The sequence below is a fragment of the Caulobacter mirabilis genome (genome assembly GCF_002749615.1).
GTDB lineage: Bacteria > Pseudomonadota > Alphaproteobacteria > Caulobacterales > Caulobacteraceae > Caulobacter > Caulobacter mirabilis.
Genome location: NZ_CP024201.1, coordinates 3,585,128 through 3,600,896, shown reverse-complemented (window position 1 = coordinate 3,600,896; position 15,769 = coordinate 3,585,128). Strand labels below are relative to the sequence as shown.

Below are 15,769 nucleotides of genomic sequence, written 5' to 3'. Positions count from 1 at the left end.
AGCTTGACGGCTTCCAGACGATTCGGAGCCGAGCCATGGACCGCCGCACCCTGATCCTTTCCGGCATGGCCGCGAGCCTCGGGGCCTGCGCCACGAGCAGCTCAGGCTATCAGGAAGCCGGCGGCCAGCCGTCGCGGACCTATTCGAGAGAAGAGATCGTCAATGGCGCCTCCGACTTCCTGGGCGTCACCGCCGAGGCGGCCGGCGCGGCGATCGAGCGGATCTTCAGGGACAACGGCCAGCCCACCGGCTACATCGCCGGCGAGGAAGCTGCGGGCGCGGTCGCCGTCGGTCTGCGCTACGGCCGGGGCCTGCTCTACATGAAGGAGCGGGCGACCCAGGAAGTGTTCTGGCAGGGGCCGTCGGTGGGCTGGGACTGGGGCGGCAACGCGAGCCGGGTCTTCACCCTGTGCTACAACCTGCACTATCCGGACATGATCTTCCGCCGCTATCCCGGCGTCGAGGGCTCGGCCTACGCGATCGGCGGTCTGGGCGTGAACTACCAGCGCGCCGACGAGATCACCCTGGCCCCGATCCGCGCCGGCGTCGGTCTGCGCCTGGGCGCCAACGTCGGCTACCTGGCCTATAGCCGCAAACGGAACATCCTGCCGTTCTAGGACGGGTCTGGTGGGGAAGCTGATGAACCGACGCGCCTTGGCGAGCCTTGTCGCATGCGGTGCGGCCCTGGTCGCGACATCGGCGATCGCTCAGCCGGTCAACGCCGACGAGGCGGCGATCCGCGCCGTGATCGAGACCTACTTCAAGGGGCACGCCACCGGCGATCCGGCCTATTTTCGCGCGGCCTTCCTGCCGACGGCGCATATCGAAGGCAATCGCGGCGGCAAGTTCACTTCATGGACCGTTGACGAGTACGCTGCGGGGTTCAAGGGAACGCCCGCGAGCGACGAGAGCAGTCGGTCCCGCACCGTCGACGTGATCGACGTCACCGGGGACTCGGCGATGGCCAGGGCCACGCTCGACCATGGCGCGGCCGTGTTCACCGACTACTTTGTCCTGCTGAAGATCGACGGCGGCTGGAAGATCGCCAACAAGGTCTACTCGGTCCGGCGCAAGGCCGGATAGCTCGGGTAAGACGACGACGCACGAAGGCCCCGAAGCGTGAGCTCCGGGGCCTTCGACGCGACTGGGACGAGCCTGTTACTTCGCCGCGGCTTGCGCGCCGGCCGAGCGGGCCGCCGCCTCAATGACGTCCGCCACCGCCTGGGGCTGCGAGACGTAGACGGCGTGGCTGCCGCGGACTTCGCTGACCTTGGCGCCGGCGCGGCCGGCCATGCCGCGCTGGGCGGCGGGCGGGATCATGCGGTCGTCCGAGGCGACCAGGTACCAGCTCGGCTTGGACTTCCAGGCCGGGACCGTGACCGCGCCCGCCAGGGCCTCGACGCCCCAGGGGACCTGCGAGTCGGCCATGAAGTCGGCCAGCTGCGGTTCGACGTCGGCGGCGAAGGCGGCGGCGAACTTGGCCTTGTCCAGGAACAGGAAGCCGTCCTGCGGCGGTAGGATCGGCGGCACGGGGGCGCCCGGCGCCGGGTTGGCGATCAGCGAGCCGACCGACTCGCCTTTATCCGGCGCAAAGGCGGCGATGTAGACGAGACCGGCGACCTTGGGGTCGGTCCCCGCTTCGCTGATCACCACGCCGCCGTAGGAGTGGCCGACCAGGATGGCCGGGCCGTCCTGGTCGGCCAGGGCGCGGCGGGTGACGGCGACGTCGTCGGCCAGCGAGGTGGTCGGGTTCTGGACGATGGTGACGGTGTAGCCGTCGCGCTTCAGGATCTTGTGGACGTCGGCCCAGCCGGAACCGTCGACGAAACCGCCGTGGACGAGGACGATGTTCTTCACCGCGCCGGCCGGTTCGGCATGGGCGGGCAAGGCGCCGGCGACGGCGATGGCGGATGCGGCGGCGGCGATCAGGTTGCGGAACTTGGTCATGGCTTGGTCTCCCTTTCTGATTTGCGATAATCATTATCGCGATAATCATTTAAGCGCATGGGTCGGAGCGCTTGTCCAGAGAAAAATTATCGCAATATGTATTTTTGTGATAATCATAGGGCGACGAAGGAGATTCACGGTGTCCAAGCCCGAACCCCTGCCGCTCGACGCGCAGCTCTGTTTCCAGCTCTACGGCGCGACCATCGCAATCAACCGCGCCTACAAGCCGCTGCTCGACGGGCTCGGCCTGACCTATCCGCAGTATCTGGTGCTGAGCACGCTGTGGGAGGCCGACGGCCAGACCGTCGGCAAGATCGCGGAGCGGCTTGCGCTGGAGCCGAGCACCATCACGCCGCTGGTGAAGCGACTGGAGCAGGCCGGCTTCGTCGCGCGCCGCCGCAACCCGGAGGATGAGCGCCAGGTCAACGTCAGTCTGACCGAGCGCGGCCGGGCGATCCGGGCCGACACCGCCTGCCTGACCGATACGCTGCTGCGCCGATCCGGGTTCGCCGTGGACGATCTGATCGCCCTCAACGCCCAGGTGCGGAAGCTGCGCGACGCCTTGTCGTCGGGAGAGGCCTAGTCGCACGACGTTGACATTGGGCGGGAATACGCCGCTCTTCACGCGCCTCCAGAGTTGGGTTCGGAGGCTTACGCGTGTCCCATTTTCCCTATGTCGGCTCCGGCCCCTACTGTTACGCCAACGCCTTCGCGATGATGTTCGGCGAGGCGGCGCCGTCGCCGGCGGTGATCGAGATCGCGACGTGCAGTCCCTTCGGAATGCAGCTGGTCGGCGGGACGCTGCCGTTCTTCGATCCCTATGGCTGGACGCCCGAGACGGGTTTCGAGACCGCCCTGGAGGCGATGGGCTGGACGTCGACGGTCGAGGCGGGCGGCGACGAGGAGGAGGCCGTCGATCGCCTGCGGGCGGCGCTCGCCGGTGGGCCGGTCTGGGTCGGGCCGGTCGAGATGGGCCACCTCCGCTTCCAGCCCGCCATGACCGCCCCCGTCGGCGCCGACCACTATGTGGTGGTCCTGGCGATCGAGGACGGCTGGGTGCGGATGCATGATCCGGAGGGCCATCCGCACGCGACGCTGCCGCTCGACGACTTCCTGGCCGCCTGGCGGGCGGAGACCCTCGACTACGGCGCGCCCTTCACGATGAGGACCGGTTTCAGGCGCCTGCGGGCCGTCGGTGAAGACGAGGCGGTCCGGGGCGTTCTGGACCAGGCGGCCGGATGGCTGTCCATGGAGCGCGGGGTCGGGGTGTCGCCGGGCACGATCGGGAACGGCGAGGCCGCCGAGGCGCTGGCGGAGAGGATCGGGAGCGGCTGTCCGGCCGAACTGCGCGCCCATCTCGTGCGGTTCGCCGTCCGGGTCGGTGCGCGGCGGCTGACCGATGCGGCGAGCGGCCTCGCCCGGATTGGTCTCACGGACGCGGCGAACATCGCGCTGGAACAGGCGCGGCGGGTCGGGTCGCTGCAGTATCTGCTGACGACCGGGCGCGACGCCGAGGCGGCGGCCGTCCTTCGCGCGCTGGCGCCGTCCTACGGCCGCTGGCTGACGGCCTTGCGCGCCGGGCGCTAGCCGCCGGCGCCTAGTGCTTGTCGGTGAGGCTGGCCAGCCAGTCCATCAGGGCCAGCAGGACGCCCGACAGCACGAAGGTCAGGTGGATGATCACCAGCCACAGCAGCTTGGTCTCGTCGATGGCCGCGCCCTTGTCGGTCGCGGCGAGGAAGGCCTTCAGCAGGGCGATGGCCGAGATGGCGACGATCGAGGCGACCAGCTTCATCTTCAGGCCGGAGAAGTCGACCGTGCCCATCCAGGACGGTCGGTCGGCGGTCTCGCCGATGTCCAGCTTGGAGACGAAGTTCTCGTAGCCCGAGAAGATGACGATCAGCACCAGGTTGCCGGCCAGCGACAGGTCGATCAGCGACAGGGACAGCATGATCGCGTCCTCTGCGTCGGCCTGGCCGCTGAGCAGCAGCGGAATGGCGTGGATGAGCTCCTGGAAGAAGATCGCGATCAGGCCGATCAGGGCGATGACCAGGCCGACATACATCGGCGCCATCAGCCAGCGCGACGCGAACAGGCCGCGTTCCAGCCAGATCTCGAGGTTCGGTTTGGGGTTCATCATCGGACGGGGGCTCCAGGTGACGTTCCGAAAGGGCGCCCTAGTTAGCCGGGGAGAGGCCGCCCTGCCACCCGAAAGCCAGCCGGCGCACGAATGGACTGGCTTCCAGGCGGCGAGCGAGGGCCTCGGCCTTGTCCTCGCCGGCGTCCTCGATCTCCAGGCGGATGGAGAGGCCGTCGCCGACCGGCTCGGCCTCGATCCGCCGGATGCGGGCCTGCAGCAGCGCCACGACGTTCAGCACCCGGGGCAGGGCGTCGGGCTCGTCGGGCGCGCGCAGCAGGAACAGCCGCCGTTTTCCGTCCTCGGCGCTCATGCCCGCCCCCAGACGTGCTCGACCTTGGACGACAGGACGCCGGGGCGCTCGGCGAGGCGGCGGCAGAGGCTGAGGGCGCCGGCCTCGTCGACCTGGCGGACGCGCAGGACGCCCTCGACCAGCTCGCCGACGGCCTTGAGCTGGAAGTTGCACAGTTCGGCCGGGCTGGCGGCCACGGCGGCGCGCACGGCGTCCAGCGCCAGGGCGGCGCCGTCGGCGGCGAACCGCAGGACGTGGCGGGCTTCGGGGTCGTTCTGATCGTAGGCGGGATTTGGCATGGGTTCTGGTCCTTGTTGGGTTGGACCGACAGACCGCACAGCAAAAACCCCGCGCCGTTTCCGGAGCGGGGCTTTGTGATCTTGCGATCTGCCGGCGGTCTCTAAGACGCGCGCTGCCGCTCCGGTCCGGGGGGATCGGTCTTAATAATGACGGTTTTGCGCATGGTGCAGGCGACGACGTTCGCGGCGCCGGTCAGGGCGTCGTCGTAACGTGCGGTGATGTCGAGGCGCGAAGGCATCTCGGCAGGGCTCCGTCGGTGCAGGTTGTGGATAGGCCTGAAAGACCAGGAAGGCAAGATGCTCCCCAGAGGGGAGGGTCCGCTCAGCGCTGCTCCAGCAGGTCCCACCTGTTGCCGTAGAGGTCCACGAACACCGCCACGCTGCCGTAGGGTTCGCGGCGGGGCTCTTCCAGGAAGGTCACGCCGGCGGCCTTCATGCGGGCATGGTCGGCGTCGAAGGCGTCGGTGTGCAGGAAGAAGCCCACCCGGCCGCCGGTCTGGTCGCCCACCCGCGCGGCCTGGGCCTCGCCCGAGGCCTTGGCCAGCAGCAGCAGGGGACCGCCGCCCGAGGGGGCGACAGTGACCCAGCGCTTGCTGCCCTGGTCGGTGTCCTCGACCAGCGTGAAGCCGGCGACGCCCGTGTACCAGGCGATGGCCTCGTCGTAGTCTCGGACCACCAGGGTCAGGGCGCCGATCCGGGCGGTCACGCGCGCAGCTTTCCGCCGGCCTTCTCCGCCGCCGCGACGATCTTGGCCGACAGGGCCTCGATCTCGGCGTCGGTGAGGGTCTTCTCGCGCGGCTGGACCGAGACCTCGACGGCGACCGATTTCTGGCCCTCCGGCACGCCGGGGCCCTGGTAGACGTCGAACACCCGCGCGCCGGCGATCAGCGCCTTGTCGGCGCCGGCCACGGCCTTGACCAGGTCGCCCGAAGCCTTGCCGGCGTCGAGCAGGAAGGCGAAGTCGCGGCTCAGCGGCATCAGCGACGACAGGGCCGGCGCGCCGCGGGTCTTGGTCGGCTTCTTCTTGGGCTCGGGGACGGCCTCCACCCAGATCTCGAAGCCGTAGACCGGCCCGTCGACATCCAGCTGCTTCAGCACCGCCGGATGCAGTTCGCCGAACTCGGCGATGACCGCCTTGGGACCCAGCTGCAGGCGGGCTGAGCGGCCCGGATGCCACCAGGGCGAGGCGGAGCCCTGGGCGGTCTGCAGCGAGGCGACCGGCGCGCCGAGCTCCTCCAGCAGAGCGAGCAGGTCGGCCTTCACCGTGAACACGTCCTCGGCCGGGCGCTTGTCCCAGCCGCGCGGCGCGCGCGGGGCCAGGATGGCGGCGACGGCCATGTGCTGGTCCTGCGGCTGGTCGCCGCCGAACACCGGACCGACCTCGAACAGGGCCGTGTCGGGGAAGCCGCGGCGGGCGTTGCGGCCGGCCGCCTCGATGAGGTTGGGCAGGATCGACGGCCGCATGGTGTCGATCTCGGCCGACATCGGATTGGCCAGCACCAGCTCGGGGGCGCCGCCGCCGAAGGCCGTGGCCGTGGCGTTGGCGACGAACGACCAGGTGACGGCCTCGGCGTAGCCGGCGGCGGCCAGGGCGCGGCGGGCGACGCGGGCGCGGTTCTGCCGGACGGTCAGCACGCCGCCGGGCGAGGGCGGAACTTCGGGCAGCGGCGTGGCCGGCAGGGCGTCGAAACCGGCGATGCGCGCGACTTCCTCGACCAGGTCGGCCTTGCCGTCGACGTCGCGCCGCCAGGTCGGCGGGGTGACGGTCAGTTCAGCGTGGCCGTTCTCGACCGTGAAGCCGAGCTTGGTCAGGATCTCGACCACGCCGTCGCGCGGGATGTTCAGCCCGGCAAGCTGGTGGACGTAGGCGGGGTCGAACTGGATCGGGCCGGGCGCGACCGGGGCCTCGCCGACGACGGCGACCTCCGACGGCTCGCCGCCGCACAGCTCCAGGATCAGCTTGGTGGCCAGCTCCAGCGCCGGGACCACGGCGCCGGTGTCGACGCCGCGGGCGAAGCGATACTGGGCGTCGCTGGTGATGCCGGTCGTGCGGCCGGTCTGCGCCGTCCGGATCGGGTCGAACCAGGCGCTCTCGACGAAGACGTCGATCGTCTCGTCCGAACAGCCGGTGCTCTCGCCGCCCATGACGCCGCCCAGACCCACCGGGCGTTCGCCGTCGGCGTCGGCGATGACGCTCATCTCCGGGGTCAGCTCGTAGGTCTTGCCGTCCAGGGCGATCAGGTGCTCGTCGCCGTTCAAGCCGTGGCGGCCGAGGCGCGCCTCGACCGTCGTCCCGACCAGCTTGGCGGCGTCGTAGACGTGCAGCGGCTTGGCGCGGTCGTAGGAGATCAGGTTGGTGACGTCGACCAAGGCGTTGATCGAGCGCAGGCCGATGGCCGTCAGCCTGGCCTGCAGCCAGGCCGGCGACGGACCGTTCTTGACGCCCTTGATCAGACGGCCGGCGAACAGCTTGCAGGCGTCGCCGTCGATCCTGACCGTGTAGGGGCAGGGGAAGGTCCCGGCGATCGGCTGGATCGAGGGATCGCGCAGCTTGCCCACCCCGGCGGCGGCCAGGTCGCGGGCGATGCCGACGACGCCCAACCAGTCGGGACGGTTGGGCGTGACCTCGAAGTCGATGACCGCTTCCAGGCCCAGGGCTTCGGCCGCGGGGGTCCCGACGGCGAGGCTGTCGGGCAGCTCCATGATGCCGTCGGACTCTTCGGCGACCTGCAGCTCGGAGGCCGAACAGAGCATGCCGTTGGAGATCACGCCGCGAACCGGCTTCTCGACCAGGGTCACGTCCAGGCCGGGCACATAGGCGCCGATCGGGGCGTAGACGGTGGTCAGGCCGACGCGGGCGTTCGGCGCGCCGCAGACGATCTCCTTGCGGCCGTCGACGGTGTCGACCTGGCAGACGCGCAGGCGGTCGGCGTTGGGATGCTGCGCCGCCTCGACGATCTTGGCGACCGTGAACGCCTTCAGGGTCTCGGCAGGGTCGGTGACATGCTCGACCTCCAGGCCGGCCATGGTCATCGCGTCGACGACCTGGGCGACCGTGGCGTCGGTTTCGAGGTGCTCCTTGAGCCAGGAGAGAGTGAACTTCATTGCGGGGTTCTCAGCGCGAGCAGCTGCTGGAGGAAGGGTTCAGGACCGGCGAAGCCGACGGCGAAGAACATGCAGTTCTCGAAGACGCAGTCCTGGAACGGAATGCCGCCGATCAGCTTGCCGGGATTGGCGGACCGGATGACCAGATTGCGGATGTCGCCGCTGGCGTAGCCGAAGTCGACGGCGTCGAAGCTGCAGCCGCCGGCGATCACCGCCACGGCCGGCCCCTCGAGGCGGCAGTTGCGGAAGGTCCGGCCCCTGATGATCGCCTCGCCGTTCGACGCGCTCGCGCGGAACAGGTCGAAGAGCGCGATGGAGGCTTCGTTGAACGACTTGGCGGTCAGGTCGGCGGGAACCGGCCAGGCCGGCCATTGTTTGGGCGCGCTTTCGGCCATCAGCTCAGCCCCGTCGCGGTGTTGGGCGCCGCGAAGGCGCTGAAGCCGTAGTGCGACAGCCAGCGGGTGTCGCTGTCGAACATGTCCCGCAGGTCGGGCATGCCGTACTTCAGCATCGCCAGGCGGTCGATGCCCATGCCGAAGGCGAAGCCCTGGTAGACGTCCGGGTCGATGCCGCAGAAGCGCAGGACGTTGGGATGAACCATCCCGCAGCCCAGGATCTCCAGCCAGTCGCTGCCCGCGCCGATGCGGATCTCGCCGCCCGACCGGTCGCAGCCGATATCCATCTCGGCGCTGGGTTCGGTGAACGGGAAGTGGTGCGGCCGGAAACGGCTGACCACGCTGTCCACCTCGAAGAAACGCGCGATGAAGGTCTCCAGGGTCCACTTCAGGTGGCCCATGTGGATGCCCTTGTCGATGACCAGGCCTTCCATCTGGTGGAACATCGGCGTGTGGGTGGCGTCGCTGTCGCAGCGATAGGTGCGGCCCGGCACGACGATACGGATCGGCGGCTCGGTCCCGGCCGCGATCCAGGGCGCGGGCGCGCCCTCGTTGGTCTTCTTCATCGCCCGCACCTGCACCGGGCTGGTGTGCGTGCGCAGCAGCTTGCGCTCGCCGTCGGGGCCGGGGTTGAAGAAGAAGGTGTCGTGCATCTCCCGCGCCGGGTGCTTCTCGGGGAAGTTCAGCGCGGTGAAGTTGTTGAAGTCCGTCTCGATGTCCGGACCTTCGGCGACCTGGAAGCCCATCTCGGCGAAGATGGCGGTCATCTCGTCCATGACCTGCATGGTCGGATGCACCGAGCCGCGGCGGCGGGCCGGAGCGGGCAGAGTCAGGTCCAGGCGCTCGGCGGCGAGTCGCGCGTCGAGCTCGGCGGCTTCCAGCGATTCCTTGCGGCCGCCGATGGCGGTCTGCACGCGGTCGCGCAGGCCGTTGATGGCGGGGCCCGCCGCCTTGCGCTCGTCGGGGCTCATGGAGCCCAGGGTCTTGAGCAGGCCGGAGATGGAGCCGGACTTGCCGAGGGCGGCGACGCGGATCGCCTCCAGCGCGGCGACGTCCGCCGCGGCGGCGATCTGGGCCGAGAGATCGGCTTCGAGTTGGGAAAGGTCGGTCATGACGGCATCCGTCTAGCGATCCGGAACGGGCCCGGCTAGGGCGAGGTTGGGGCTGGGGCCTTGTAGGCGTCGAAGATCCACTTCGGCGGGTCGGGCTCCCACCGCACCGGCCGGCCGTCGGCCGCGGTCCAGCGGTGCAGCCAGACCACGCCGTTGGCCTTCGTCCAGGTGTCTGGACGGGCATAGATGGGGTCCTTCATCGCCTCTTCCAGGGACACGAAGCGGTAGCCGCGGGCCAGGTAGAGGGCGTGGATCTTCGGGTACCAGTCCCGGTTCAGCTCGTTGGCGTGCAGCAGCAGGACCTGCGCCGGCTCGCGGCCGCCGGTCAGCTCGGCGCTGTAGGGCTCGAAATGATCCAGCACCGTGGCCATGTGCGCGACATAGGCCTCGCCGACGGCCTTGGCCCGCGCCGCATCGCCGGCGGCCAGGGCGCGGCGGTAGACCGGCGCGAACATCCAGTCGTTGTTGTCGATCGTGACGGGCGCCTCGCGGTAGCCGCGCGCCTTCAGGCCCTCGGCGATCGCCGTCTTCTTCTCCGGAGTCTCGCCGACCTGGAGGAAGGGGTGGCGGAACCAGACCAGTGACTTGCCGCGCTTGGCCAGCAGCGGCCGGGTGATGACCTCGCCGGCGTCGACGTCGGCCAGATAGGCCTCCGCCGTGGTCTGGTGGATATTGATGTGGGTGGCGGTGTGGTTGCCCATACCGAGCCCGGCGTCGAGCCAGACGTTCAGCACCTCCGGCAGCAGCTCGGCGCGCTTGCTCTCGCACATCCAGCCTTCGTTGACGAAGGCGGTGGCGTGGGTGTCGAGCGGCTTGAGCGTCGCGACCAGATCGCGCGTCAGCGTCATGATCTTCTCACGGTCGCAGAGCACCTCGGGACCGGCCTGGAACGGCAGGTCGTCGATGGTGACGGCGACCGCGCGGGTCTGAGCGGCGACCGGGCCGGCGCAGAGCAGCGCGGCGGCGAGGGCGGCGAGAAGGTTGCGTACGGCCATCGTCAGGGTCCAATCCGTGTGGCGGCAGGCGGAGAGAGGGCGGCGGAGGGCGCAAACGAAAAGCCCCCCGGCTCGCACCGAGGGGCTTTCCAGATCGTCAGTAGGAGCAGAGCTCCCAAGAACCATCAAGCCAGCGCGGCGCGAACCTTGTCGGCGATGGCCTTAAACGCGGTCGGGTCTTGGCCGGCGATGTCGGCCAGGACCTTGCGGTCGATCTCGATCCCGGACTTGTCCAGGCCGTGGATGAACTGCGAGTAGGTGAAGCCTTCCAGACGCGCGGCGGCGTTGATGCGCTGAATCCACAGGCTGCGGAAGTTGCGCTTCCGGACCTTGCGGTCGCGGTAGGCGTACTGACCGGCCTTGTCCACCGCGGCCTTGGCCGTGCGGATGGTGTTCTTGCGGCGGCCGTAGAAACCCTTGGCCTGCTCCAGAACCTTCTTGTGCTTAGCGTGGGCGACGACGCCCCGTTTCACGCGAGCCATTTCTCAGCGCTCCTTCTTACAGGCCGTAGGGCAGGTAGGTCTTGATCGTCTTCACGTCGGAAGCGCTCATGACCTTCGTGCCGCGCTGCTGGCGGATGTACTTGCCGTTGTGGCTGATCAGGCGGTGGCGCTTGCCGGCCACGCCGGCCTTCAGCTTGCCGGTCGCCGTGATCTTGAAGCGCTTCTTGGCGCCAGACTTGGTCTTCAGTTTGGGCATTTTGCTCAGGGCCGAGGCCCTGTCCTCTTTAGAGACGCAATATGAGCCGCCAAGGCATGCCATTTGGCCCGGCGGTTCAGGAAGGCGGGGCTAATACGTCAAACCCCGCCTCTATGCAAGGCTCAGCCGCGCTTGAAGACCAGCGGCGGGGTGTTGGGAAGCTGGAGTTCCAGCGTGTCGCCCTTGATGTGAACGCGGAGCATGTTGGCCCCCCCTTCCGCCGTGAAGGTGTCCTTGCCGTCGAGCGGCAGCAGGCGGCGCTCCGGCCGGTTCGCCCGCGTGTACCACAGTTGGCCGTCGCGGAAGGTCAGCAGGGCCTCGCCATAGCGGCCGGCCAACGACTGCAGATGCTGCGGCGAGACCGTCGGCGGATTCAGCCGGGCGTCGACCTCGGCCAGGGCCCATGCGGCGACTTCGCGGTCGGCCGGCGCGGCGTTCGGGGCGGCGACGAGCTTGGTCAGGGCGTGCTGCAGGGCGACGTCGAGCGTCTTGGCGGGGGCGGCCGGAGTGTCGGGCTTGATGCCGACGCCTTCCCAGTTGGTCCCGCTGACCGGATGGATCGGCCGTCCGGCGGAGATGCTGACCATGAAGCTGGGCGCGATCGGGATCAGGTCGTTGTTGTTGGCCCCGCCGCCGGTGCCGTCGCCGATCAGCTCGCCGAGCTTGAACTGCTGGACGTGGTAGACGAACTCCTCGCAGGCCGAGAAGCAGCCGCCGTCGGTCAGCACGTACAGCGGCTTGCCGATCAGCCGGCCGGCGGGAAGGAAGCCCTGGGATCGCGATTGGGACGGCGTCTCCTGGGCGCGGGTGAAGGTCAGCAGCAGGTCGTCGGACTTGGTGAAGTGGCTGGTCAGATAGTTCACCGCCTGGCCGCTGCCGCCGCCGTTGCCGCGGAGGTCGATGATCACCGCGTCGCCGCCCTTCAGGAAGCGCATGGCGTCGTCGTAGGCTTGGCCGGTGACGTCGTTGACCCAGTAGAAGCCGGTGATCTTCAGATAGCGGACGTTGCCGGGCAGGATCTTCATCTCGGCCAGGCCGTGGTTCTTCTGCAGGGCCTCGGCGCGCCAGAAGGCCTCGGCGCTGGCCTGGGCCTCGGCGCCGTCGCCCGCCTGGGCCGCGTACTGGGCTGGGCTGAAGTCCAGGTACATGTGCTTGTCGCCGCTGGCCTCGGTCAGGTCCTTGCTCAGCGCTTCGGCGAAGGCGGCGGGATTGGCCAGGTCGTAGCGACCAGCCTTCTCGGACTTCTTCAGGCGATCGACGATGGCCGCGCGTTTCTCCGGGAAGACGTAGAGCGTCTGAACCTTGGCGCGGATCTCGGAGAGGGCCGCGGCGCGCTGGGCGGCCGTGAGATCGGCGGCCGGCGCGGGCGGGGCCGGCTGGCGAGCGTGGGCGGGGACGGCGGCGGCGGTCAGGGCGAGGGCGGCGGTCGAGGCGAGCAGCAGGCGATGCATGGCGATGTCCGAGGTCAGAGGAGGGAAGCGACGCGGGTCTTGAGCGGTTGGCGGTCGAGGGCGGCGGCGAGATCGTCGAGACCCTGCAGCAGGCCGGGCGCCTCGCTGGCCAGGATTCCGGCGGTGGCGGCGTTGATGGCGTCCCAGAGCGGTTGCAGCCGTTGCGCCGTCGCCTCGCCCTCGGGGCTGAGGACAAGGGTGTGGCGTCGGCCGTCACGGGGATCCGGGCGGGTTTCGATGAGGCCCGCCGACAGCAGGGCGGCGCGAACCTGGCTCACCGCGGCATGGGTGACGTCCAGGCGCTGGGCCAGTTCGCCGACCGTGGCCGGCCCGTGATCGCGCAGGCTGACGAAGACGGCGTACCAGCGCGGTTCGAACCGGACGCCGGCCTCGCGGTAGAGCGTCTGGACATCGCGATCCAGTCGGTCGATCAGGCGTCTCAAGCGTGTTCCGAAACCTGGCGTGGAGGGCGGGGCGGGGTTGGTCATGTCGATATCCGTAAGCGCTAACGCTTTTTCAGACAACGACGTTACGGATTAAATCCCTGTCATCCTCGCCTTGACGTCTCGCCTTCGCCGCACAATATTCAACTCAGAGGTTGAATATGATCGAAGCCGCAGCTGCTCCCCTCGACCAGACTCTGCTGGCGCTCGCCGATCCGACACGACGCGCCATCCTGCGCCGGCTCGGGGAGGGAGAGCGCCGTGTCACCGAATTGGCCGCGCCCTTCCCGATGTCGCTGAACGCGGTGTCGAAACACATCCGGATGCTGGAGCGCGCCGGCCTGGTCGCGCGCCGCCGGCAGGGACGGGAGCACCTGCTGTCGATCAATCCGGCCGGCCTCGACGAGGCCGCCGACTGGATCACCGCCCAGCGCGCGATGTGGACCGGGACGCTTCAGCGTCTCGATGCGCTGCTGACCGCCGAAGACGCCCAACCGGAGGAGACCCCGATGACCGCCAAGCCGACCGTTCCCCTGATCGTCGTCCATCGTTTCACCGCCTCGGCCGAGCGGGTGTTCGACGCCTGGTTCGATCCGGAGCGGGCGCGGAAGTTCCTGTTCGCCACCCCGACCGGTCGGATCGTGCGCTGCGAGATCGACGCCCGCGTCGGCGGCGCCTTCGTGATCACCGATCAGCGCGATGGGCAGGATATCGAACACGTCGGACGCTTTCTGGAGATCGACCGCCCCCGCCGGCTGTCGTTCACCTTCTCCGTTCCCGCCTATGACGCCGACGCGGATCCGGAGGCGACCCCGGTGATCATCGACATCCGGCCGCTGGACGACGGCGGCTGCGAACTGACCCTCACCCATCACGTCTGGGCCGAGTACCTGGACCAGAGCCGTGGCGGCTGGGCCCTCATCCTGGAGGGGCTGGAAGCGAAGGCGCTCTAGTCCGGCGGATTGTGCTTGAGCAGGAAGGCCATCGTGGCCTCGAGCGACTGCTGGCGGGTGACGGCTTTCGAGAGGTTGTGGTCCTCGCCTTCGAGGGTGACCACCTCGACCGGCTTGCCGGCCTTCTTCAGAGCGTTGGCCAGCAGGGTCGTCTGCTCGTAGGGCACCACCGTGTCGTTCTTGCCGTGGATCAGCAGGATCGGCGCGTCCGCCCGGGCGGCCTGTCGCGTGGGCGAGATCGCCTCCAGCCTCGGATCGTTCTCGTCTGACGAGGCCCAGAACCGGTTCCAGGTGCGGACGGTCTCGGAGCTGTCGCCGGAGCGTCCGGCGCGCCAGGACAGGAAGCGCTTCAGGTCCGAGACGCCGGCGCCCGCGACGGCGCACCGGTAGACGCCCGGATCGAGCGTCACGCCTGCCATCGCCGCATAGCCGCCGTAGCTCCAGCCCACGATGCAGACGCGCTTGGGGTCGACGATCCCGTCCTTGGCCAGCGCGCGGACGCCGTCGGACAGGTCGGTCTGCATCTTGCGGCCCCACTCGCCGTAGCCGGCCGCCTTGAACGCCGGGGTATAGCCCGCCGAGCCGCGGAAGTTGGGCTGCAGCACTGCGTAGCCTCGCGAGGCCAGGGCCTGAGCCTGGTAGTCGAACGCCAGCACGTCGCGCACGGCCGGGCCGCCGTGGGGCAGCACGATCAGCGGCAGTCCCTTGGCCTCGCGGCCCGGCGGCAGCGTCAGGTAGCCGGGGATGTCCAGCCCGTCGGCGGCCTTGTAGCTGTAGGGCCGGATGTCGGCGACGGCTTCGGCGGGAACCTTCGGATAGGCGTCGCCGATGATGTCCGCCTTCCTTCCGGCCAGGTCGACGAGATAGTGGACGCCCGCGTTGCCGGGGCCCTCGACCAGTACGGCCACCTTCTTCCAGTCGGGAGTCCAGGAGGTCAGATGGACGCGCGACTTGGGGAAGCTCTTGATGACCGACGCCCAGGCGGTCTTCGCGACCGGGTCGAAGAAGCGGTACTCGGAACTGTCGACCACGTTGACGGCGCCGATCACCCGGGACGTGGACGGGTCGACGATCAGCGTGTGGACGGGCTTGTCGTCCGGCAGCGCGGCGGAAACCGACCCGTCGTAGCCGACCTTGGCGTACTCGACGCCGTCCTCGCCGGGAACCACCACGACTAGGCCGTCGTCTTCCCGGCTGAGGCCGGCCAGATAGGGGGAATCGAGCGGGGCCAGGGTCGTGAAGACATCCGGCCAAAGGGCGCCCTGCCGCACGGCCGCGCTCCAGTTGCCCTTGACCTCGTTGTAGCGGGCGCGGCCCACGGCGCGCCCCTGGGCGTCGATCAGCCAGCCGAGGCCGTCCATCGGCGACCAGTCCACGATGCTGACCGAACCGTCCTTCACCGACACGCGGGCGAGGTCGAAGCGCGGCGACGGATTGACGGTGATGACCCGGACGAAGGCATAGCCTTCGCCGTCGATGACGCGGACCGACGGCCGGTCGAAGACGCCGCCGATGGCGTTCGGCACCTTCGACGAGACCTGCAGCAGGCGTTTCTTGGAGAGGCTGTAGCTCTGGACGGTCCAGAACACGCGCTTGCGGTTGCCGAACTCAGGCAGGGCGCTGACTACGGAGGCGAGGATGACGATGTCGTCGGGGCCGGCCCAGATCAGGTCCTCGATGTTGGTCTTGCCGAGCGCGATGGTGGCGAGCAGCTCGCCCGAGACGCTCTGCAGAACGAGCCGCCGGTCGTCGCCCACGACGCTGATGAAGGCGAGGCGCTGGCCGTCGGCCGACAGGGTGACGCCGGAAATGGAGGGCAGGGCGCCGTAGGCGGAGAGGGGCGGCGGGGCGGCCTCGGCGCGCGACACAGCAGACCAGGCCGTCGCGCACAACAGCGACAGCGCCACAGCGCAAGCTCGAAACATGGACGCCCTCCCGTACCCC

Annotated in this window: 20 protein-coding genes; 5 read left to right on the top strand and 15 right to left on the bottom strand. The window is 69.3% G+C overall.

What is annotated here, in order from left to right:
- Positions 1-35: 35 nt before the first annotated feature.
- Both CSW64_RS17165 and CSW64_RS17160 read left to right on the top strand, forming a co-directional pair.
- Complete coding sequence (locus CSW64_RS17165) at positions 36-617, top strand: DUF1134 domain-containing protein (RefSeq protein WP_099623239.1); 582 nt, start codon at positions 36-38, stop codon at positions 615-617.
- Between the two features lie 22 nt (positions 618-639).
- A complete protein-coding gene (locus CSW64_RS17160; RefSeq protein WP_099623238.1) occupies positions 640-1,083 on the top strand; it encodes a nuclear transport factor 2 family protein in 444 nt (147 codons plus the stop codon).
- A 75-nt stretch (positions 1,084-1,158) separates the two neighbouring features.
- Here the strand turns inward: CSW64_RS17160 and CSW64_RS17155 are convergent, their stop codons facing one another.
- Positions 1,159-1,947: an alpha/beta hydrolase gene (locus CSW64_RS17155; RefSeq protein ID WP_099623237.1), complete on the bottom strand. Its 789-nt coding sequence runs from the start codon at positions 1,945-1,947 to the stop codon at positions 1,159-1,161.
- 139 nt (positions 1,948-2,086) lie between these two features.
- Here CSW64_RS17155 and CSW64_RS17150 point away from each other — a divergent pair, with 139 nt between their 5' ends.
- On the top strand, positions 2,087-2,530 hold the full coding sequence (locus tag CSW64_RS17150; RefSeq protein ID WP_245863749.1) for a MarR family winged helix-turn-helix transcriptional regulator: 444 nt from the start codon (positions 2,087-2,089) through the stop codon (positions 2,528-2,530).
- Between the two features lie 74 nt (positions 2,531-2,604).
- Positions 2,605-3,534 carry a hypothetical protein gene (locus CSW64_RS17145; protein ID WP_099623235.1) on the top strand — a complete coding sequence of 310 codons (930 nt, stop codon included), beginning with the start codon at positions 2,605-2,607 and terminating at the stop codon, positions 3,532-3,534.
- A 10-nt stretch (positions 3,535-3,544) separates the two neighbouring features.
- On the opposite strand, the gene CSW64_RS17140 is transcribed toward CSW64_RS17145, so the two are convergent.
- The 13 genes from CSW64_RS17140 to CSW64_RS17085 all read right to left on the bottom strand — a co-directional run bounded on the left by CSW64_RS17140 (position 3,545) and on the right by CSW64_RS17085 (position 12,872).
- On the bottom strand, positions 3,545-4,084 hold the full coding sequence (locus tag CSW64_RS17140) for a TIGR00645 family protein (RefSeq protein WP_245863748.1): 540 nt from the start codon (positions 4,082-4,084) through the stop codon (positions 3,545-3,547).
- Positions 4,085-4,121: 37 nt separating this feature from the next.
- Positions 4,122-4,394 carry an ACT domain-containing protein gene (locus CSW64_RS17135; protein ID WP_099623234.1) on the bottom strand — a complete coding sequence of 91 codons (273 nt, stop codon included), beginning with the start codon at positions 4,392-4,394 and terminating at the stop codon, positions 4,122-4,124.
- The gene (locus CSW64_RS17130; protein WP_099623233.1) at positions 4,391-4,672 is read right to left on the bottom strand and encodes a hypothetical protein; all 282 of its coding nucleotides are present in this window, start codon (positions 4,670-4,672) and stop codon (positions 4,391-4,393) included. The genes CSW64_RS17135 and CSW64_RS17130 overlap by 4 nt, the downstream gene beginning before the upstream one ends.
- A 101-nt stretch (positions 4,673-4,773) precedes the next feature.
- The gene (locus CSW64_RS22115; protein WP_172448612.1) at positions 4,774-4,911 is read right to left on the bottom strand and encodes a hypothetical protein; all 138 of its coding nucleotides are present in this window, start codon (positions 4,909-4,911) and stop codon (positions 4,774-4,776) included.
- 83 nt (positions 4,912-4,994) lie between these two features.
- Positions 4,995-5,378 carry a VOC family protein gene (locus CSW64_RS17125; RefSeq protein ID WP_099623232.1) on the bottom strand — a complete coding sequence of 128 codons (384 nt, stop codon included), beginning with the start codon at positions 5,376-5,378 and terminating at the stop codon, positions 4,995-4,997.
- Positions 5,375-7,777 (bottom strand): phenylalanine--tRNA ligase subunit beta, encoded by a 2,403-nt coding sequence (pheT, locus tag CSW64_RS17120; RefSeq protein ID WP_099623231.1) that lies wholly within the window; start codon positions 7,775-7,777, stop codon positions 5,375-5,377. The genes CSW64_RS17125 and pheT overlap by 4 nt, the downstream gene beginning before the upstream one ends.
- Positions 7,774-8,172, bottom strand: coding sequence for a hypothetical protein (locus tag CSW64_RS17115; protein WP_099623230.1), 399 nt, complete (start codon positions 8,170-8,172; stop codon positions 7,774-7,776). Before CSW64_RS17115 ends, pheT begins: the two co-directional genes overlap by 4 nt.
- Entirely contained in the window at positions 8,172-9,284 is a 1,113-nt protein-coding gene (gene pheS / locus CSW64_RS17110) for a phenylalanine--tRNA ligase subunit alpha (protein ID WP_099623229.1), read from the bottom strand. The genes CSW64_RS17115 and pheS overlap by 1 nt, the downstream gene beginning before the upstream one ends.
- Positions 9,285-9,319: 35 nt before the next feature.
- The gene (locus tag CSW64_RS17105) at positions 9,320-10,279 is read right to left on the bottom strand and encodes a polysaccharide deacetylase family protein (RefSeq protein ID WP_099623228.1); all 960 of its coding nucleotides are present in this window, start codon (positions 10,277-10,279) and stop codon (positions 9,320-9,322) included.
- Positions 10,280-10,404: 125 nt separating this feature from the next.
- Entirely contained in the window at positions 10,405-10,761 is a 357-nt protein-coding gene (gene rplT / locus CSW64_RS17100; RefSeq protein ID WP_099623227.1) for a 50S ribosomal protein L20, read from the bottom strand.
- Between the two features lie 16 nt (positions 10,762-10,777).
- Positions 10,778-10,978 (bottom strand): 50S ribosomal protein L35, encoded by a 201-nt coding sequence (gene rpmI / locus CSW64_RS17095; protein WP_099623226.1) that lies wholly within the window; start codon positions 10,976-10,978, stop codon positions 10,778-10,780.
- A 122-nt stretch (positions 10,979-11,100) separates the two neighbouring features.
- On the bottom strand, positions 11,101-12,429 hold the full coding sequence (locus CSW64_RS17090; RefSeq protein ID WP_099623225.1) for a S41 family peptidase: 1,329 nt from the start codon (positions 12,427-12,429) through the stop codon (positions 11,101-11,103).
- Between the two features lie 14 nt (positions 12,430-12,443).
- Positions 12,444-12,872, bottom strand: a complete 429-nt coding sequence (locus CSW64_RS17085) for a MarR family winged helix-turn-helix transcriptional regulator (protein WP_172448611.1) — start codon at positions 12,870-12,872, stop codon at positions 12,444-12,446.
- Between the two features lie 161 nt (positions 12,873-13,033).
- Here CSW64_RS17085 and CSW64_RS22355 point away from each other — a divergent pair, with 161 nt between their 5' ends.
- Positions 13,034-13,825: a metalloregulator ArsR/SmtB family transcription factor gene (locus CSW64_RS22355; RefSeq protein ID WP_245863747.1), complete on the top strand. Its 792-nt coding sequence runs from the start codon at positions 13,034-13,036 to the stop codon at positions 13,823-13,825.
- Here CSW64_RS22355 and CSW64_RS17070 read toward each other — a convergent pair.
- A complete protein-coding gene (locus CSW64_RS17070) occupies positions 13,822-15,750 on the bottom strand; it encodes an alpha/beta hydrolase family protein (RefSeq protein WP_099623223.1) in 1,929 nt (642 codons plus the stop codon). The genes CSW64_RS22355 and CSW64_RS17070 overlap by 4 nt on opposite strands.
- Positions 15,751-15,769: the final 19 nt, after the last annotated feature.

Bases quoted from the DNA above. Each gene is read 5' to 3' on its own strand.
- CSW64_RS17160 (WP_099623238.1), top strand. From the start codon at position 640: ATGAACCGACGCGCCTTGGCGAGCCTTGTCGCATGCGGTGCGGCCCTG.
- CSW64_RS17135 (WP_099623234.1), bottom strand. From the start codon at position 4,394: ATGAGCGCCGAGGACGGAAAACGGCGGCTGTTCCTGCTGCGCGCGCCC.
- pheS (WP_099623229.1), bottom strand. From the start codon at position 9,284: ATGACCGACCTTTCCCAACTCGAAGCCGATCTCTCGGCCCAGATCGCC.
- rpmI (WP_099623226.1), bottom strand. From the start codon at position 10,978: ATGCCCAAACTGAAGACCAAGTCTGGCGCCAAGAAGCGCTTCAAGATC.
- rplT (WP_099623227.1), bottom strand. From the start codon at position 10,761: ATGGCTCGCGTGAAACGGGGCGTCGTCGCCCACGCTAAGCACAAGAAG.
- CSW64_RS17155 (WP_099623237.1), bottom strand. From the start codon at position 1,947: ATGACCAAGTTCCGCAACCTGATCGCCGCCGCCGCATCCGCCATCGCC.
- pheT (WP_099623231.1), bottom strand. From the start codon at position 7,777: ATGAAGTTCACTCTCTCCTGGCTCAAGGAGCACCTCGAAACCGACGCC.
- CSW64_RS17165 (WP_099623239.1), top strand. From the start codon at position 36: ATGGACCGCCGCACCCTGATCCTTTCCGGCATGGCCGCGAGCCTCGGG.
- CSW64_RS17090 (WP_099623225.1), bottom strand. From the start codon at position 12,429: ATGCATCGCCTGCTGCTCGCCTCGACCGCCGCCCTCGCCCTGACCGCC.
- CSW64_RS17130 (WP_099623233.1), bottom strand. From the start codon at position 4,672: ATGCCAAATCCCGCCTACGATCAGAACGACCCCGAAGCCCGCCACGTC.
- CSW64_RS17140 (WP_245863748.1), bottom strand. From the start codon at position 4,084: ATGATGAACCCCAAACCGAACCTCGAGATCTGGCTGGAACGCGGCCTG.
- CSW64_RS17115 (WP_099623230.1), bottom strand. From the start codon at position 8,172: ATGGCCGAAAGCGCGCCCAAACAATGGCCGGCCTGGCCGGTTCCCGCC.
- CSW64_RS22355 (WP_245863747.1), top strand. From the start codon at position 13,034: ATGATCGAAGCCGCAGCTGCTCCCCTCGACCAGACTCTGCTGGCGCTC.
- CSW64_RS17070 (WP_099623223.1), bottom strand. From the start codon at position 15,750: ATGTTTCGAGCTTGCGCTGTGGCGCTGTCGCTGTTGTGCGCGACGGCC.
- CSW64_RS17105 (WP_099623228.1), bottom strand. From the start codon at position 10,279: ATGGCCGTACGCAACCTTCTCGCCGCCCTCGCCGCCGCGCTGCTCTGC.
- CSW64_RS22115 (WP_172448612.1), bottom strand. From the start codon at position 4,911: ATGCCTTCGCGCCTCGACATCACCGCACGTTACGACGACGCCCTGACC.